Consider the following 17,482-nt stretch of genomic DNA (forward strand, 5'->3'; position numbering starts at 1 on the left):
TTGCACGGCGCGTCCCTAGCTCGGGTCGCGCCAGCGGTTCACGATGGGATAGCGCCGATCCAGCCAAAACGCGCGCTTTGACAGGCGGGCGCCTGGCGCAGACTGAAAGCGTTTGTATTCACTGATGTAAAGCAGATGCTCGATCCGTTTTGCATCGTCGCGATCATATCCAGCGGCGACGCAATCCGCGATAGCGCCATCTTCGTCCACAAGGATGTTCAAGATGCCGTCCAGCACCGGATAGTCGGGCAGCGAGTCGCTGTCTTTCTGATCCTCGCGCAATTCGGCCGAAGGCGGTTTGGTGATGATCGCCTCTGGGATTACAGCGCCCTCTGGCCCCATCATCCAATTTTGGTGGTTCGCGTTCCGCCAACGGCAGCAGTCGAAGATGCGGGTTTTGTACATATCCTTGATCGGATTGTAGCCGCCCGCCATGTCGCCGTAGATCGTCGCATATCCCACCGCGACTTCGGACTTGTTGCCGGTGGTCAAAAGCATCTCTCCGAATTTATTCGAAAGCGCCATCAGCAACAGGCCCCGGATGCGGGACTGGACGTTTTCCTCGGTCAGCCCTTCCTCGGTTCCTTCGAACAATGCAGCGAGCGTTTCGGTCACTGCATCGCGGGTTTTACCAATTGGTAAAAAATCGTACCGACAGCCAAGGTTTTCCGCCACTGCCTTGGCATCATCAAGCGACCCTTGCGAGGTGTATTCCGATGGAAGCATCACGCAGCGCACGTTGTCAGCGCCCAACGCATCGACCGCGATGGTGGCGACGATCGCGCTATCAATGCCGCCCGAGAGACCCAGAAGCACCTTCTTGAAACCGGTTTTGACCATGTAATCGCGCAAGGCCGTAACCATAACGCGGTAGTCTTGTTCCATCGCGTCGGGGTGCTGGGTGAAATCGCCATTGGCTGCGCGCCAGCCCGCATCTGTGCGTTCCATGTCGACCTGGCTGATAACTTCGTCGAAGGCGGGCAACTGCACAGCTGGAATGCCGCCGGGGTTCAGCACAAAAGACCCGCCGTCAAAGACCTGATCGTCCTGACCGCCGACCATGTTGAGGTAAATCAGCGACAACCCGCTTTCTACAACGCGGGAGACCATATGGTTCAGTCGGGTCTCGAACTTGTCACGAAAATAGGGTGATCCGTTGGGAACAAGAATGAACTCAGCGCCGCTTTCCTCAAGCGCCTCGACCACATCTGGATACCACGCATCCTCGCAAATGGGCATGCCGATGCGCACGCCATTTATGGCCACTGGTCCCTGCATCATATCGCGCGAGAATAGGCGGACTTCGTCGAAAACGTTGAAATTCGGCAGGAAATACTTGTGCACCACAGACGCGATCTTGCCGCCTTGCAGAACGAAATAGCTGTTGTGCAGTTTGAGGTCTTCTCCAACACACGGCCCGCCAATCGACAGGGCAGGGCCATCTGCGCAGGCCTCGGCCAAGGAAGCCAGTTCGTCTTGTACGGCTGCTACAAAGGCAGGTTTCACGATCAGATCTTGCGCCTGATAACCAGTGATGAACATCTCGGGCAACGCCACAAGGTCAGCACCTGCCGCTTTGCCCTCTTCCCACGCGGCGCGTGCCTTGGCGGCATTGCCTACAAGGTCACCCACGATGGGGTTCAGCTGTGCCAGAGTGATGCGAAACCGGTCCGACATGGGGCGGTCCTTCTTTTCCCGATATCGCCGGTGACATAGCAGAACGCCGCGCGAGGGAAAGCATCTTGTCGGATAAGGCGTTGTCTGACCTCGCTGGCTCGCTTAGGTTTCGGGAACAGGGTCATGGCAACGGACATGAGTGGGATAGCAGACAGATGAAACCGGGCATTACAGGCATTTTGGGCGCAGCCGTCTTAAGCATAGCTTTCGAAGCACAGGCGCAGGACGGGGACGTTCAGACCAAGCAATATGACGATGGCGGTGTTTATGAAGGCACGTTCCTGAACGGATTGCAGCACGGCACCGGGACATACCGATTGCCAAACGGATACGAATATACCGGCGAATGGGTCGATGGCGAAATCCGCGGCGATGGCGTTGCGCGCTTTCCAAATGGGTCGGTGTATGAAGGCCAGTTTGTGAAGGGCAAGCCCGAAGGGATCGGCAAGATCGTCTTTGCTGATGGCTCCACTTACGAAGGATCGTGGCTGGACGGCAAGATCACCGGTCAGGGCGTCGCGCTTTATGCCAATGGCGTGCGCTACGAAGGGTCGTTCCGCAATGCGCTGCACCATGGGCGGGGCACCATGCAAAGCCCCGGCGGCTATGTCTACGAAGGCGATTGGGTCAACGGTGTCAAGGAAGGCAACGGCACTATCACTTATCCCGATGGGTCCATCTACGAAGGCCGCGTGGCCGATGGCGACCGCGAGGGGCAGGGTAAGCTGACGATGCCCGACGGCCTGATCTATGACGGCATGTGGAAAGACGGCCAGATTGACGGGGTCGGTACACTGACCCAAAGCAATGGCGACGTCTACGAAGGCGAACTTGTCGCCGGTCGTCGTGCCGGGCAGGGCAAGGTGCTTTATGCCAATGGCGATATCTACGAGGGCGACTTCAAAGATGATCTGCGCCACGGGCAGGGTACGTTTATTGGCACGGACGGCTATCGCTACGAGGGCGCATGGGTTGCAGGGCAGATCGAAGGCTCCGGCAAGGTCACGTATCCGGACGGGTCTGTTTACGAGGGCCAGTTCCGTGGTGATTTGGCAAACGGTGAGGGCAAAATCACCTATCCCGATGGCTCGACTTACGAAGGGGCATGGGTCGACGGGGTGATCGACGGCAAAGGACGTGCAGTCTATGCCAATGGGCTGATCTACGAGGGTGAGTTCAAGAACGCCCGCAATCACGGCTACGGCGTGATGACATACCCTGATGGCTACAAGTACGAAGGCGAATGGCTGGACGGCAAACGCGCTGGGCAAGGCACGGCGACCTATACGGATGGGACTGTTTATGTCGGTCAGTTCGCAGACGGACAGCGCAGCGGTCAGGGTGAGATCACGATGGCTGACGGTTTCAAATACGTAGGCGAATGGCAGAACGGTGAAATCAGCGGTGAGGGTGTTGCAACCTATGCCAATGGCGATGTCTACGAGGGGATGTTCCTTGACGGCAAACGTCAGGGTGCTGGCACCATGCGCTATGCGTCAGGCGAAGAGGCCACGGGCGAATGGGTCAATGGTGCGCTGACGGACGGATAAAGGCGCGGTTTGCAAATTAGGGGCAAGGGTTTGCAAACTTTGCCCCGGTTATTCCCACCAGCGGTCTACCGTAGCAATCTCACGATCGCTCCAGCCAAAGTGATGTGCGATTTCGTGGACGACGATATGCGTTACCAAGTCTTGAAGCGTCACTGATTTCCGGTCGCGCCACTCAGCGAGGATCGGTTCGGCATAAAGCCAAACCTGATCGGGAAACGGTGATGGGTCGCCTGCCGATTTCTCAGTCAGCGGTATGCCGTCATATAGCCCGGTCAATTCCAGCGGATCATCTATCTCAAGGTCGGCCAACACATCATTGGGGGGCCAGTCGGTGACCTGAAGCAAAACGTGCTGACACAGCTCTCTGAACTGCAAAGGCAGCCTGTTCAGAGCTGCCTCGGCGTAGCGTGTAATGTCGTCGATATCGTCTTGTTCGGTCATGTGCGTATCAGCACCGTGTCGTGTGACCGCGTCAAGCGATGATCAGAGCATCAGCTGATAGCTGTGCGGGACGTAGTGAAAGCCGTCACCGCGTGTTTCGACATATCCGACACCGGGGAACGGCATGTGATAGCCGATGAACGGGACGTCGTCGGCAGCCAGCATTCCCAGCACATTGCGGCGCGACGCTGCGGCGGCGGCCTTGTCCATATCAAACCGCACTTCCCAATCCGGGTGCGCCAGCGACCAGACATAGTGGTTGGCAAGATCGGCAAAGATCAGAAACTGCTGATCATTGCTGTCGAGCATGTAAGTCATGTGACCCGGCGTGTGCCCAAACGCGGCCATCGCGGTGATGCCTGAGGTGACGCTGCCACCATCACCGAGGAACGACATCTTTTCCGCCAATGGCGCGACATTGTTGTCGAAGCCTTCGTTCCCTGCTGCCGACCAATGATCGAACTCCACTTGGCCGGTGATATAGGCGGCGTTCGAGAATGTTTCTGCCCCGTCGGTCATCAGGCCACCAATATGGTCACCATGCATGTGGGTCAGTACGACATGGGTCACGGCATCTGCCGAATAGCCTGCCATCTCAACCGCCTGAGATGTGGCGGCACCATTGAGACCGGTGTCGAACAAGATCAGCTCGGAGCCGGTGTTCACCAATGTTGGCGTGAAGAAGAACTGCGCCTTATCGACGGGAATGTGCGCCTCGTTTGATACTTCGGCAAAGGTGTCGGCATCGACATTCATGCCAAAGATGCCCTGCGGATCTTCGACTGTGCGACTACCAACGAGCATCGTTGTGACTTCGAAGTCGCCGATACCAAACCGGTTTACACGCGGAACCTGCGCGCCCTGCATGTGGCCGGCAGCGCTTGCCTTGGTTGCGCCTAAACCTGCAGCCATCGGCATCGCAGCGGCACCGGCAAGCATTGCGCGGCGTGACATTGAAAAATCGGACATTGTGGTCTCTCCCCTGTTAGGACTGCGGCAGAAGGTAGCGGAAAAAAGACCGGAAGCTTTATCTTTCACGCCTTCGTGACTGTGCAGTGACGCACGGGGTTGGTGCGCGGCTTTCTGGACAAAACCATCCCGGTATGGGAAAGCGCGCAGCAACAGGAGATGCATCCCATGACAACCACCCGTTTTGCGCCGTCGCCCACCGGTTACATCCACGTTGGCAATCTGCGCACCGCTTTGTTCAACCATCTGATCGCCCGCAAATCGGGTGGCACATTCATCTTGCGGATCGACGACACCGATCCCGAGCGGTCGAAGGAAGAATACGTCGACGCGATCAAGCGGGATCTGGAATGGTTGGGTCTGACATGGGATCGCGTTGAACGGCAATCCGAACGGTTGGATCGCTACCACAACGCTGCCGAGGAACTGCGCGCGATGGGGCGGTTCTATGAGGCGTTCGAGACGCCGACCGAGTTGGACCTCAAGCGCAAGAAACAACTGAACATGGGCAAGCCGCCGGTCTATGACCGTGCCGCTTTGGCGTTGTCAGATGCCGAAAAGGAGGCCCTGCGCGCCGAGCGAGGCGACGGCGTTTGGCGTTTCAAGCTGGACCAGGAACGGATCGAATGGCCAGATGGTATATTGGGCGATATTTCCATTGATGCAGCCAGTGTCAGTGACCCTGTGTTGATCCGTGCAGACGGTCAGATCCTTTACACGCTGGCATCTGTTGTAGATGACACTGAAATGGGTGTGACCCATGTCGTGCGCGGATCGGACCATGTGACCAACACTGCGACGCAGATCCAGATCATTCGCGCGCTGGGTGGCTCTGTGCCGTCCTTTGCACACCACTCGCTTTTGACTGGGCCGCAGGGTGAATCGCTGTCTAAGCGTCTGGGCACGCTGGCGCTGCGCGATCTGCGCGAGCAAGGGATCGAACCTGAGGCGTTGTTAAGCCTGATGGCGCGGCTTGGATCTTCGCAGCCGGTGGAATTGCGCATGACACTGGATGAGATCGCAGAGGGATTCGACCTTAACCAGTTTGGGTCAGCGCCGACCAAGTTCGACTTCAACGACCTGTTCCCTCTGACCGCGCGCAAACTGCACGCCATGGATTACACGACGATAAAACCTGATCTGAACGCCTTGGGCGTGCCCGAGGACAAGGCCGAGGCGTTCTGGACCGTTGCACGAGAAAACATCACCACCCGCCACGATATCGCGGCGTGGTGGGATTTGTGCTCCAAAGGGGCCGAACCAACGGTTGCGGACGAGGATGCAGAGTTCATCGCCGAAGCAATGGCGCTGCTGCCCGAAGGGCCGCTCGGGTCTGACGCATGGAGCAACTGGACCAGTGCCGTGAAAGAAGCCACAGGTCGCAAAGGCAAAGGGCTGTTCATGCCGCTGCGGAAAGCGCTGACCGGACAAGAGCGCGGACCGGAGATGGCAGATCTGTTGCCTTTGTTGCAGACGATCCCGGCGCGGAAACTGGCGAAGGCCTAAGTCTCTTTCGCCTTTTGGTGCAGGGCTTTGACCGCATCCGGATCTTCGATCCGGCGTTCGATCAAGCCCAGTGTCGTATCGCGGGTCTCTTCAGCGGCCTTGGCCAGATCTGACCAGTCGCTTTTGCTGAGACGATTTGCGGCCTTGAGCATCTGAGCCATGACATCAAACCGGCCGCCACCGTCCTGCATTAAGCTGGCAAATCCGTCATGCATCAGGTCGCTGGCGGAAACGGTGCCCACAATCACGCGATCATATTGGGTTTCAGTGTTGCGATCTTCGACAGACATGCCTTGTCCTAAATCCCACAAGATCCGTTCGATCCGGTGGATCACGTCAATCGCCGTGCCGGGGTCGTTGACCCCTGGCGACAATGCTCGCGATGCTACCTCGGACAAGATCACAAGCCCAAAGCGCGCGTCTTGTTCGACGGTGCGTTCATCGCCCAATGTAAAGTTATCGATCAGCGTATCTGGATCGCAATCTCCATCGAGATAGGCCACGGGTGTGTCCTTCAAAACCCAACTGCCCGGAGGCGTGTAAACCCAAAGTGTTGCATCTTTGCTGTCGAGCTGTTCGTTCAATTCGGCCAAGCTGATGAATTGCACAAAGCCCGATTTAGGTGACAGGATCGGCGTGGAATCTTTTGGCGCGCGAGGGGCGTCGCTGGCCGCGCGTGCGCCCAGATTAGGGGTTTTGGCCAGCCGGTCGAGAGGCGGCTTGGCGGCCTTTTCGACCATCGTCAACGTATGATGCAAACTACCCAATTGGCTTAAATGTGCAATCCAGCGCAGGATGGCGATGACGATGAGGACGATGCAAACCATTGTCATCGCAAACACGATTACCGCAGCGGAATCGCCATAAAACCCAGCGCGAAACATCACGATCGACGCCAGAGAAAACAGGAATGCCCCAACAAACACAGACATCACGTTGAGTGTAGTCATGTCCTGCATCAACAGCCGGTACACCCGCGGCGTGGCTTGCCCGGCAGCAGAGCGAAACGCTTGTACCATGATACCCAATGAGAACGTTGTGACCGCCAGCATCGAGGACGCGAGGATGTTCAGGATCGGCAACACTGCTTCTCGCGAAAAGCGGTCAACCAGGGCGTCCGGAATGGATCGATCCAGCAGCGGCGCAATCAGCGCGACCAGCAAGGCCACGCTGCCGAAGGCCGAGATCCTAAAGCCTGGACGCCGCCACAAGCGTTTGAACCAAAGCCAGATCCGTTCCCGCATCAGGCAAACACCTTGGCGCGGACGCTTAGCAGCATGTCATCGACAAAGCTACGTTCAGACGCTGTTAGAGTTTGCGCGCGGGGATATATCGGTGCGGCACGGTCATTGCGAACCGGGGTGCACCAGCCTTCGGTGGTATGCATGAAATGTTGCGCGCCAGCCTCGCCAAATTCGTGGAGGTAGCCTTGCAAGACAGCGTCTACATAGCTCAGTAGGATCGGGTGCTCGGTGTCCGGCAGGGCAGATTGACCGGGCGGAATGGCGTAGATTGAGATATCCCGCACATCTGTTGCGCCATGAGTCACCGCATCTGTTACCGCCAGCCGCGCATACGAAAATTCACGCGCATCCAGCGCCACCCAATCGTCGTTGAGGACTGGTGCAATGACCCCGTCAATCAGTGCATCCGGGTCCGCAATGACCGACAGGTACGCGACTTGCCGGTTTGGGGCACGTTGCCAGATACGCCGCCAGCCAGTGATTTGCGACGTGTGGATTGGCGTGAAATCGTGGGTGTTGCGGTTAACCAGCGATCCGTAACCAAAAAAATGCGGGTGTTTCACGAGGCTATCTGCTCTTGAACGGTTGATGTATATCAAAGACAACTTTGCACGAATGGGTAGGCTTGGCCAACCGATGTAAAAGGATACCTGCTTTGCGTGTCACCAAACGAACCAACATAGCGATGCGTGTCCTCATGTTCTGCGCCGCCAATACGGGGCGACTTGTGACTAAGGCGGAAATCGCTCAGCGCTGTAATGCGTCCGAAAATCACCTTGCTCAAGTGATCAACCAGCTGGCCCAGCTTGGGTTCCTGCATACGCAGCGTGGGCGAAATGGGGGACTGTCTCTGGGGCGTCCTGCCGAAGACATAAATATCGGCGATGTGTTTCGCGTGCTTGAGGCGCCTGTGCCATTGGCCGAATGCTTTGCGGATGTTGATAACACCTGCCCATTGACCGAGGCGTGTCGTCTTCGCACCGCCCTGACCGACGCGGTTGAGGCGTTCTATCAATCGCTAGACCCGATCACGCTGGATGCACTGGTGTGCACAAATGCCGATCTTCTGGACATTCTGAACCCGGAGCGCGCCTGTGCTGCGCGCGAGGCAGCCCTCGCGGTTTGACCCTTGAGACCGAACGGGATTCGGTCTACCACTGTACACATCCACGATGGGAGAACCGGTCTTGACCGGTGCCGAAGGAGCAACCGCCCCCGGAAACTCTCAGGCCGAAGGACCGTCGTGGACATAGACTCTGGAGAGATTTCGGGCCTGACCCGGAACGCCGAAGGGATAACGATCTCAGGCGAAAGGACAGAGGGGGCATAGGACGATCGCGCGACAGCGCGGTTTAGAATATGCCGGTTGTCGCGTCACATGCATCCGGTCGAACGTGAAGGGATGCCGCGTGAGCGAATTGAAACGCACACCGCTATACGATCTGCATGTCGCGCTGGGTGCCAAGATGGTGCCGTTCGCGGGCTATGAGATGCCGGTGCAATACAGCCTTGGTGTGATGAAGGAGCATCAGCATAGCCGGGCCGCAGCAGGACTGTTTGATGTCAGTCATATGGGACAGGTCATCCTGCGTGCGGATGACCCCGAGATCGCAAAACGCGGGCTGGAACGTTTAATCCCGCAGGACGTGCTGGGCCTGGGCGACGGGCGTCAGCGCTATGGCTTTTTTACAAATGATGGCGGTGGGATCGAAGACGACCTGATGTTTGCCAATCGTGGCGATCACCTGTTTGTCGTCGTCAATGCTGCTTGCAAAGACGCCGACGTGGCCCGCATGCGCGCGGCGCTGGAGCCGGGCGTGACGGTCAAGCTTCTCGAGAACCGTGCGCTGCTGGCACTGCAAGGGCCCAAGGCCGAGGCCGTGTTGGCGGAACACCATCCGATGGTCGCCGAAATGCGGTTTATGGATGTGGTCACTTTGCCCATTGCCGGCGCCGAGTGTTGGGTGTCACGGTCTGGATACACCGGTGAGGACGGATATGAGATATCCGTGCCAGTGGCCGCGGCTCAAGACCTCGCCAAGGCATTGCTGTCACACGAGGATGTCGAAGCCATCGGGCTGGGCGCACGGGATTCGCTTCGGCTTGAGGCGGGGCTTTGTCTTTACGGTCATGACATCGATGCCACCACATCGCCTGTCGAAGGCGGGCTGACTTGGGGCATCCAAAAGGTGCGCCGCGCCGAAGGCGATCGCGCGGGTGGCTTCCCCGGTGCCGACCATATTCTGAGAGAAATGGCAGAGGGTGCGAGCCGCAAGCGCGTGGGCCTCTTGCCCGAGGGCCGTGCGCCAATGCGTGAAGGCACGCTACTTTTCATAAGTGCTGACGCTGACGCGCCAATTGGAACCGTCACATCCGGAGGATTTGGCCCAACTGTCGGCGGGCCGGTGGCGATGGGGTATGTCGAAACTGCAATGTCCAAAACTGGCACAACGCTTTTTGGCGAAGTCCGGGGTAAACGGCTCCCTGTTACTGTTGCATCGCTGCCCTTCGTCGCGGCAGGCTTCAAACGATAATCACACCAAGAGGACCTTATGAAATTCACTGAAGAACATGAATGGCTGCGCGTCGAAGGCGACGAAGTGGTCGTGGGGATCACAGCACACGCGGCTGAGCAGTTGGGCGATGTGGTGTTTATCGAACTGCCTGACGAAGGCACGACCGTCAGCAAGGATGACGAAATCGTGGTGATCGAATCCGTCAAAGCCGCATCTGACATTCTGGCCCCGCTGGATGGCGAACTCACCGAAGTGAACGAAGCGCTGGTCGATGAGCCGGGCAAGGTCAACGAAGACCCTGAAGGCGATGCGTGGTTCTTCAAGATGAAGATAGAAGACATGTCGGCGCTGGACGACATGATGGATGAGGCCGCTTACAAGAAATACATCGGCTGATCGTGAGAGGGGCGGTTGATCCGCCCTTCGTATCATCCCGACCGGACGGCAGTTTGGCTGCGGTCGTTTGGGCATATTTGGAAAAAGAAGAAGCAGAGGACGGAGCGCCGTTCTGACACTCAAGGAGAGCGACATGGGTTATGATGCCATCGACTATCTGCCATATGATTTTGCCAACCGGCGTCACATTGGCCCATCCCCTGTGGAAATGGCTGAAATGCTGGCGAAGGTTGGAGTGTCAAAGCTTGATGATCTGATCGCACAAACCGTGCCTGAGAGCATCCGGCAGGAAACGCCTTTGGATTTTGGCAAGGCGCTGTCGGAGCGGGAATTGCTGTATCACATGCGCGAGACCGCCTCGCAGAACGAGGTCCTGACCTCTCTCATTGGGATGGGATACCACGGCACGGTCACGCCGCCTGCCATCCAGAGGAATATCTTTGAGAACCCGGCATGGTATACGGCGTATACGCCCTATCAGCCCGAGATTAGCCAAGGGCGACTGGAAGCACTTTTGAATTACCAGACCATGGTCAGTGACCTGACCGGGCTTGAGATCGCCAACGCGTCATTGCTTGACGAGGCGACCGCTTGCGCCGAGGCGATGACAATGGCGCAACGTGTTGCCAAGTCGAAAGCCAAGGTATTTTTTGTCGATGAGAACTGCCACCCGCAGAATATTTCAGTGATGAAAACCCGCGCCGCACCTTTGGGGATTGAGGTGATCGTTGGCGATGTTGCGGATATGGATCCCGAAGCGGTGTTTGGCGCGATCTTTCAATATCCGGGCACCTACGGGCACTTGCGTGATTTCACTGACGACATCGCGCGGCTACATGCGGCAAAGGCGATTGCCGTGATGTCGGCGGATCCGATGGCGCTTTGCTTGCTGAAGGAACCGGGCGCGATGGGGGCGGATATCGCGGTTGGTTCGACGCAGCGCTTTGGCATTCCCTTGGGGTATGGTGGCCCGCACGCGGCATATATGGCGACTAAAGATGCCTATAAGCGCGCAATGCCGGGACGGATCGTCGGCATTTCCATCGACAGTCACGGCAACAAGGCCTACCGCCTTTCACTCCAAACCCGCGAACAGCACATTCGCCGCGAAAAGGCGACGTCGAACGTGTGCACTGCGCAGGCGCTCTTGGCGGTGATGGCCGGGTTTTATGCCGTGTTCCACGGACCCAAGGGATTGCGTGCGATAGCGCAGCGCATTCATCGCAAGACTGTGCGGATGGCAAAGGGGCTGGAAAAGGCAGGGTTTAAGGTCGAACCAGAGGCGTATTTTGACACAATCACTGTCGACGTGGGGCTGTTGCAGCGCGGTGTCTTGCAGGCAGCAGTTCGCGAAGGGTTGAACCTGCGGGCCGTGGGCAAAACAAAGATCGGGATCACATTGGACGAGAAATCGCGCCCTGCCACAATTGAGGCGGTGTGGCGGGCGTTCGGCTTGGTGAAGGCGGATGACGATTTGACGGCAGATTACCATTTGCCAGACGCATTGCTGCGCAGTTCTGAATACCTCCAGCATGACGTGTTCCACATGAACCGTGCCGAGACCGAGATGATGCGTTACATGCGCCGTCTGGCAGACCGCGATCTGGCGCTGGACCGGGCGATGATCCCGTTGGGTTCTTGTACGATGAAGCTCAATTCAGCTGCCGAGATGATGCCGGTGAGTTGGCGTGAGTTTGCTGATATTCACCCCTACGTGCCCGATGATCAGGTGCGTGGGTATCATGCGCTTATTGACGACTTAAACGCGAAGCTGTGTACGATTACCGGGTATGATGCAATTTCCATGCAGCCAAACTCGGGCGCGCAAGGGGAATATGCGGGGCTGTTGTCGATTGCCGGCTATCACAGGGCGAACGGCCAGGGGCATCGGAACATCTGCCTGATCCCGGTCAACGCGCATGGAACAAATCCGGCCTCGGCGCAGATGGTCGGGTGGAAAGTCGTGCCGGTCAAGTGTGATGAGAACGGCTCCATTGACTTGGATGATTTTCGCACCAAGGCGGAACAGCATTCCGAGAACCTTGCTGGTACTATGATCACCTATCCGTCTACACATGGTGTGTTCGAAGGCACGGTAAAGGATGTCTGCGCCATCACACATGAACATGGTGGGCAGGTTTACATCGACGGAGCGAACATGAACGCGATGGTGGGGCTATCGCGACCGGGTGATCTGGGTGGTGATGTAAGCCACCTCAACCTGCACAAGACATTCTGCATTCCGCATGGCGGCGGTGGCCCTGGCATGGGGCCGATCGGGGTCAAGGCGCATCTGGTGCCCCATTTGCCGGGTGATCCGTTGGCGGGTCAGGGCGCGGTCAGCGCGGCTCCGTTCGGGTCGCCGTCATTGCTGCCGATCTCATGGGCGTATTGCCTGATGATGGGCGGAGAGGGTCTGACGCAAGCGACGCGCGTGGCGATCCTGAACGCGAACTACATTGCGACGCGGCTCGAAGGGGCGTTTGACGTGCTGTACCGCGGTGAGCAAGGGCGTGTCGCGCATGAGTGTATCCTTGATGTGCGTCCGTTCGAGAAATCGGCCGGTGTCACGGTTGAAGACATCGCGAAGCGGCTGATGGATGCTGGCTTCCATGCACCGACAATGAGCTGGCCAGTAGCGGGTACGCTCATGGTGGAGCCGACCGAATCCGAGACCAAGGCCGAGCTTGACCGGTTCTGTGATGCGATGCTTGCGATCCGGGCCGAGATCCGCGCGGTTGAGGACGGGACGATGGATCGCGAGATGAACCCGCTTAAGCTTGCGCCGCACACGATGGAGGACCTCGTGAAGGAATGGGATCGGCCGTACAGCCGCGAACAGGGTTGCTTTCCTCCGGGGGCGTTCCGGGTGGATAAGTACTGGCCACCGGTCAACCGGGTCGACAACGCCTATGGCGACCGGCATCTGGTTTGCACTTGCCCGCCAATGGAGGACTATGCCGAAGCGGCGGAATAGCCGAATTGCGATGACACTGTTTGGGCCGGGCGTCTTGGTTCGGCCCGCGCTTTCAGTTGGATATCCATGAAATCACTTGGCCCTGTGCAACCAAACGCACTGCGCTACGTTCCTTGGGTATGAAACATGTATCTCGCAGACTTAAACGCTGGTTCCATGGTCTTGGGGCCAAAACCTTGATCACCGAACAACAAGCCATCCCAGTCGTCACTGTGGCTGAGTACCGAGGCAACCTGGCGCTTAAACATGATCGGGCGCAGCACCGACGTTATACGGCGCATTTTGAGGATATGCAGAATTGAGCGCGCCGATCTTGATCATGGGCGCAACGTCAGGGATTGGGCGTTGCGCACTGGACGAAGCGGTGCGGCGGGGTTTGTCTGTAAGGGCCTTTGCTCGCGGAGCGGACAGCCTCGGCGCAACGGATCTTGTCGAGCCGTTTACCGGAGATGCCAAGAAGGCTGAAGACATTGCCGAGGCGCTCAAGGGCGTTCAGGCTGTCGTGTATGCATTGGGCATCACAGAGCGGCTGGCGATGTTGTGGGAAGAGGAAACGCTGTTTTCAGAGACCACAGCAGTACTTTTGGACGAAATGGCGAAAGCCGAAGTATCGAGACTTGTCGTCGTGACGGGTTTTGGTGCGGGTCGCAGCAAATCGGCCATGAGTTGGTTCGAGAAGACCGGACATCGTGCCATTTTGGGCAAGCCTTATGCAGACAAGGACCGGCAGGAAGCTTTGATTGTTGAAAGCCCCTTGGACTGGACCATCGTGCGCCCTGTCATTTTGACCAAAGGCCCGCGCACTGAGGATTATCGCGTATTGCGTGAGCCGAGTACATGGCGCAACGGTTTGATCGCCCGTGCGAGTGTAGCGCATTATCTGATCGACGCGGTTGAGCAGGATTTGGATGTGCGCACTGATGTTGTTTTGGCGCGGTAGCGGTTATTCCTTGGTGTCATCCTGAAGCAGGAATGACATCGCATCACGCACGCGGCCCCAAGTTGCGGCATCCGGTGCGCATAGCAGATACCCACTGCGCATCTGGGCGCGGTATTCCGACCCGTCTAAACACGCAACGTGCCCACCTGCGCGTTGCACAATCAAGGCTCCGGCGGCGTGGTCCCATGGGGTCAGGTTGGAGCACAGCATGAAATCGACGTGACCCATCGCCACCATGCGGAATTCATGTGCCGCACAGCGCAGCATATACAGACGTTGAAACCGTGACATGAGGCCAGCCATCGCCGCGCGATGCACCTCTGGGATGTTATAGACGGAAGCAAAGCCGCTCAGGTCTTCGACTGGGCCACCTTTGGTGACGGATACCGACCGTGCTGGGCGCCGTGGGGCCATCACTTTAGCCGGGCTTGCTTCGTCAGCGATCAACACTTCATCGGTGATTGGATCATAAATCAGCCCGAACACTGGCACGCCAAAGCGGGTCATCGACAGGATCACGCCGAAGGTCGCCAGCCCGTGGGCAAAATTCCAGGTGCCATCGACCGGATCAATCGTGAAGCCCATTTCAGCATCAGCCAATTGCGCGACCTTCTCGTCAGTCACGCTTTCTTCGCCCACCATCAATGCGTTGGGAAACATTGAAAGCAGTCCGCGAACAATCATCTTTTCCGCTTCTTTATCGGCTGCGGTGACGACATCCATAGGGCCTGATTTCTGGTCGATGTCGCCGACACCCAATGTCCGGAACCGTGGCAGGATTTCGGCGCGCGCGGCCCGACGGACAAGGTTGATGATCTGGGTGCGCTGGGATTGGGTCAACGGGGCCGGGATCGTCATTGGCAGGCTATCGGACATCGGGCGACTCGATTTGTTGTGGCTGGTGTCTGGGGCATGCCAAGGGAATGGCGTCAGGGCAAGATGGTATATTGCCCTTCATGACGCCGATTGTGCGTGTTCCAGTCGATTGGACGTGGTTTATTCGCGCGCGCGCAATACTTGAGCGGGTCGCGCAGCCAGTGGTCTCCATGCAAAAACCAACCCAGCCACAAGCGTTGCCATGATGCCACCGACGACAATGCCAAGGGCGGAGGGCCAAACCACTGCAAAGCTGGTGTCCATGATGAACGTCATCACCGCCCAACTGCCTAGGATGCCAGCAGCCAGTGCGACGATGCCAGCTCCGGCACCCAGCAGCGCAGAGCGCAGAGCGAAGCTTTGTAAGATACGCGCACGGCTTGCGCCCAAGGTCTTGAGAACAGCAGCTTCGTAAGTGCGGGCGCCTTCGCCAGCCGCAGCAGCGCCGATCAGGACTAGAAACCCGGTCAGCAAGGTAGCAGCAGCCCCCCAGCGGACGGCAGCACCGATGCCTTCAAGCAGGACGCTGACCCGGTCGATGGCGTCCCGAACGCTGATTGCCGTGATGTTTGGAAACGCGGTGGCGAGTTCACGCAGGATGCGGGCTTCGTCTTCGGCAGGTGCATAAACTGTTGAAATAAAGGTATGCGGCGCGCCTTGGAGGGCATTGGGCGTAAGGGTCATCACGAAGCCCATCCCGGCGGTCGAAAAGTCGACATCGCGGAAGCTGGTGATTGTCGCGCTGATGTCGCGTCCAAGGATGTTGACGGTTAGGTCATCGCCCAGATTGAGGCCCATTTCCTCGGCCTCTTCTATGGCAAAACTTACCTCGGGCGGACCATCATGATCGGCATCCCACCATTCACCGGCAACGACGCGCGTGTTGGCGTCTGGTTGCGCGGCGTAGGTCAAACCCCGATCGCCAGTGACAACCCAGTGATCGCCGGCCACTTCGCGCGCTGGGCGACCGTTGATTTCGGTTAGGACACCGCGCAGCATTGGCGCTGTGTCAATCCGGGCGACAGCCGGGTCGTTTTCGAGCATTTCGGTGTATTGCGGCATCTGATCGGGTTGAATATCGACAAAGAAATATGCCGGCGCCACCTCGGGTAGATCGCGGTCAATGGCCGTGCGCAGGTTGCCATCGATCTGACCAACGGCCGCCAGCACAGACAAGCCCAGGCCCAAAGACAAAACTACGGGTGCTGCCGCATCACGCGGCCCGCCGATGGCGGCCAGTGCCCAACGCCAAACTGGATGACCCCGCGTTGCTTTGGTCGAGCGCTTGGCCAGCCAACGGATCGCGATCGCGGCGAGCACCAGAACGATCAAGGCGCCGATCAGGCCCCCGGCTGTCCAAAGGGTCAGGAAGGGGCTGCCGGAGAAGAAGGACGCAACGCCGACCAGCACACCGAGCAAGAGCAGCGTGGCAATAACGTAGCGCCATGCAGGAAGCACCTTGCCGCCGTCCAGCGCGTCACGAAATAGCATAGCGGGGCGAATATCCTCGGTGCGGGCAAGCGGCCACAGCGTGAACACGAGTGCCGTTAGTATGCCGTAGAGCGCGGCTTCGATCAGTGGGGCTGGGTGGATCGTAAAGATCGCGGGAACGGGCAGCGACGCACTGATCATGGGACCAAAGAGGATTGGCACCAGGGCTCCAAGCACAAGGCCGATGGCGATGCCCAGCAGGCTAAGCGCGCCGATCTGAAGAAAGTATGTCTGGAAAATCGTTGCGCGGGTGGCGCCGAGCGTGCGCAGCGTGGCTATAACGCTGGTCTTACTGGCCAGATACGCGCGCACGGCAGCGGAAACACCAATGCCACCAACGGCAAGGCCGGACAGCCCTACAAGGATTAAGAATGCGCCCAGCCGTTCGACAAAGCGGGCCACACCCGGTGCGCCATTGCGTGAATCGCGCCAGCGCAGTCCGCTGCTGGGAAACGCCGCTTCGGTCGCGGTTTCCAAGGCATCAAGATTGCTGTCCGGCGGAAGTAACAGGCGGTACTCGGTTTCGTACAAGGTTCCGGGTTGCAGCAACCCGGCCGCACGCAACGCGTCTGTTGTGACCAGCGTGCGTGGTCCAAGTGAGAATCCAGACGCAGAGCTGTCGGGTTCTTTCATCAGGATCGCAGAGAGGGTGAAATCTTGCGTTCCAAGACGGAAACTATCGCCCGGCGTCAGGCCCAAACGATCAGCGAGCAGTGGTGCCATAACGGCACCGGGTTGTGTGTCTGTTCCGGCAAGGGCATCAGCAAGCGGCATGTCCGGTTCAAGCAAAACTTCGCCCGTCAAGGGATAGGCTGCATCGACCGATTTGACCTGCGTCAGCGCGCGTTCTGCATCACCTTCGGGATCACGAATGACCATTGACCGAAAATCGGTGATTT

Annotated in this window: 15 protein-coding genes and 2 riboswitches; of the genes, 8 read left to right on the plus strand and 7 right to left on the minus strand. The window is 58.2% G+C overall.

The genetic code is table 11. The annotated features are described in order from the left end of the window. Positions 1–15: 15 nt before the first annotated feature. A complete protein-coding gene (locus ACTG4M_RS01605; protein ID WP_439121878.1) occupies positions 16–1,677 on the minus strand; it encodes an NAD+ synthase in 1,662 nt (553 codons plus the stop codon). Between the two features lie 155 nt (positions 1,678–1,832). Here ACTG4M_RS01605 and ACTG4M_RS01610 point away from each other — a divergent pair, with 155 nt between their 5' ends. Continuing rightward, the gene (locus tag ACTG4M_RS01610) at positions 1,833–3,227 is read left to right on the plus strand and encodes an MORN repeat-containing protein (protein ID WP_439121879.1); all 1,395 of its coding nucleotides are present in this window, start codon (positions 1,833–1,835) and stop codon (positions 3,225–3,227) included. A 48-nt stretch (positions 3,228–3,275) separates the two neighbouring features. Here the strand turns inward: ACTG4M_RS01610 and ACTG4M_RS01615 are convergent, their stop codons facing one another. Together ACTG4M_RS01615 and ACTG4M_RS01620 are read right to left on the minus strand one after the other, a co-directional pair. After that, positions 3,276–3,668, minus strand: a complete 393-nt coding sequence (locus ACTG4M_RS01615; RefSeq protein ID WP_439121880.1) for a metallopeptidase family protein — start codon at positions 3,666–3,668, stop codon at positions 3,276–3,278. A 42-nt stretch (positions 3,669–3,710) separates the two neighbouring features. Next, positions 3,711–4,637 (minus strand): MBL fold metallo-hydrolase, encoded by a 927-nt coding sequence (locus ACTG4M_RS01620; protein WP_439121881.1) that lies wholly within the window; start codon positions 4,635–4,637, stop codon positions 3,711–3,713. 168 nt (positions 4,638–4,805) lie between these two features. Here ACTG4M_RS01620 and gltX point away from each other — a divergent pair, with 168 nt between their 5' ends. After that, positions 4,806–6,143: a glutamate--tRNA ligase gene (gene gltX, locus ACTG4M_RS01625; RefSeq protein ID WP_439121882.1), complete on the plus strand. Its 1,338-nt coding sequence runs from the start codon at positions 4,806–4,808 to the stop codon at positions 6,141–6,143. Here the strand turns inward: gltX and ACTG4M_RS01630 are convergent. Then, positions 6,140–7,387, minus strand: coding sequence for a DUF2254 domain-containing protein (locus tag ACTG4M_RS01630; protein ID WP_439121883.1), 1,248 nt, complete (start codon positions 7,385–7,387; stop codon positions 6,140–6,142). The two genes, gltX and ACTG4M_RS01630, sit on opposite strands and share 4 nt — an antisense overlap. Next, positions 7,387–7,950 (minus strand): gamma-glutamylcyclotransferase family protein, encoded by a 564-nt coding sequence (locus ACTG4M_RS01635; protein ID WP_439121884.1) that lies wholly within the window; start codon positions 7,948–7,950, stop codon positions 7,387–7,389. The genes ACTG4M_RS01630 and ACTG4M_RS01635 overlap by 1 nt, the downstream gene beginning before the upstream one ends. 92 nt (positions 7,951–8,042) lie before the next feature. Between ACTG4M_RS01635 and ACTG4M_RS01640 the strand changes: the two genes are divergently transcribed. From ACTG4M_RS01640 to ACTG4M_RS01665, 6 genes are all read left to right on the plus strand, one after another. Next, positions 8,043–8,513 (plus strand): RrF2 family transcriptional regulator, encoded by a 471-nt coding sequence (locus tag ACTG4M_RS01640; RefSeq protein ID WP_439121885.1) that lies wholly within the window; start codon positions 8,043–8,045, stop codon positions 8,511–8,513. Positions 8,514–8,550: 37 nt separating this feature from the next. Next, positions 8,551–8,638, plus strand: a riboswitch (glycine riboswitch). A gap of 3 nt (positions 8,639–8,641) precedes the next feature. Next, positions 8,642–8,708: riboswitch (glycine riboswitch) on the plus strand. 88 nt (positions 8,709–8,796) lie between these two features. Next, positions 8,797–9,921 carry a glycine cleavage system aminomethyltransferase GcvT gene (gcvT, locus tag ACTG4M_RS01645; protein WP_439121886.1) on the plus strand — a complete coding sequence of 375 codons (1,125 nt, stop codon included), beginning with the start codon at positions 8,797–8,799 and terminating at the stop codon, positions 9,919–9,921. 18 nt (positions 9,922–9,939) lie between these two features. After that, positions 9,940–10,299 (plus strand): glycine cleavage system protein GcvH, encoded by a 360-nt coding sequence (gene gcvH / locus ACTG4M_RS01650; protein ID WP_439121887.1) that lies wholly within the window; start codon positions 9,940–9,942, stop codon positions 10,297–10,299. Positions 10,300–10,432: 133 nt separating this feature from the next. Next, positions 10,433–13,276 (plus strand): aminomethyl-transferring glycine dehydrogenase, encoded by a 2,844-nt coding sequence (gcvP, locus tag ACTG4M_RS01655; protein WP_439121888.1) that lies wholly within the window; start codon positions 10,433–10,435, stop codon positions 13,274–13,276. A 119-nt stretch (positions 13,277–13,395) separates the two neighbouring features. Then, complete coding sequence (locus tag ACTG4M_RS01660) at positions 13,396–13,578, plus strand: hypothetical protein (RefSeq protein WP_439121889.1); 183 nt, start codon at positions 13,396–13,398, stop codon at positions 13,576–13,578. Then, positions 13,575–14,216 (plus strand): NAD(P)-dependent oxidoreductase, encoded by a 642-nt coding sequence (locus ACTG4M_RS01665; protein ID WP_439121890.1) that lies wholly within the window; start codon positions 13,575–13,577, stop codon positions 14,214–14,216. The genes ACTG4M_RS01660 and ACTG4M_RS01665 overlap by 4 nt, the downstream gene beginning before the upstream one ends. Positions 14,217–14,219: 3 nt before the next feature. On the opposite strand, the gene ACTG4M_RS01670 is transcribed toward ACTG4M_RS01665, so the two are convergent. Together ACTG4M_RS01670 and ACTG4M_RS01675 are read right to left on the minus strand one after the other, a co-directional pair. Beyond that, positions 14,220–15,092, minus strand: a complete 873-nt coding sequence (locus tag ACTG4M_RS01670) for an inositol monophosphatase family protein (protein ID WP_439121891.1) — start codon at positions 15,090–15,092, stop codon at positions 14,220–14,222. Positions 15,093–15,212: 120 nt separating this feature from the next. Continuing rightward, positions 15,213–17,482, minus strand: a 2,270-nt coding sequence (locus ACTG4M_RS01675; protein ID WP_439121892.1) for an ABC transporter permease, incomplete at its 5' end; no start/stop codon positions are given.

It is taken from the genome of Marivita sp. (assembly GCF_965656765.1).
Classification (GTDB): domain Bacteria; phylum Pseudomonadota; class Alphaproteobacteria; order Rhodobacterales; family Rhodobacteraceae; genus Marivita.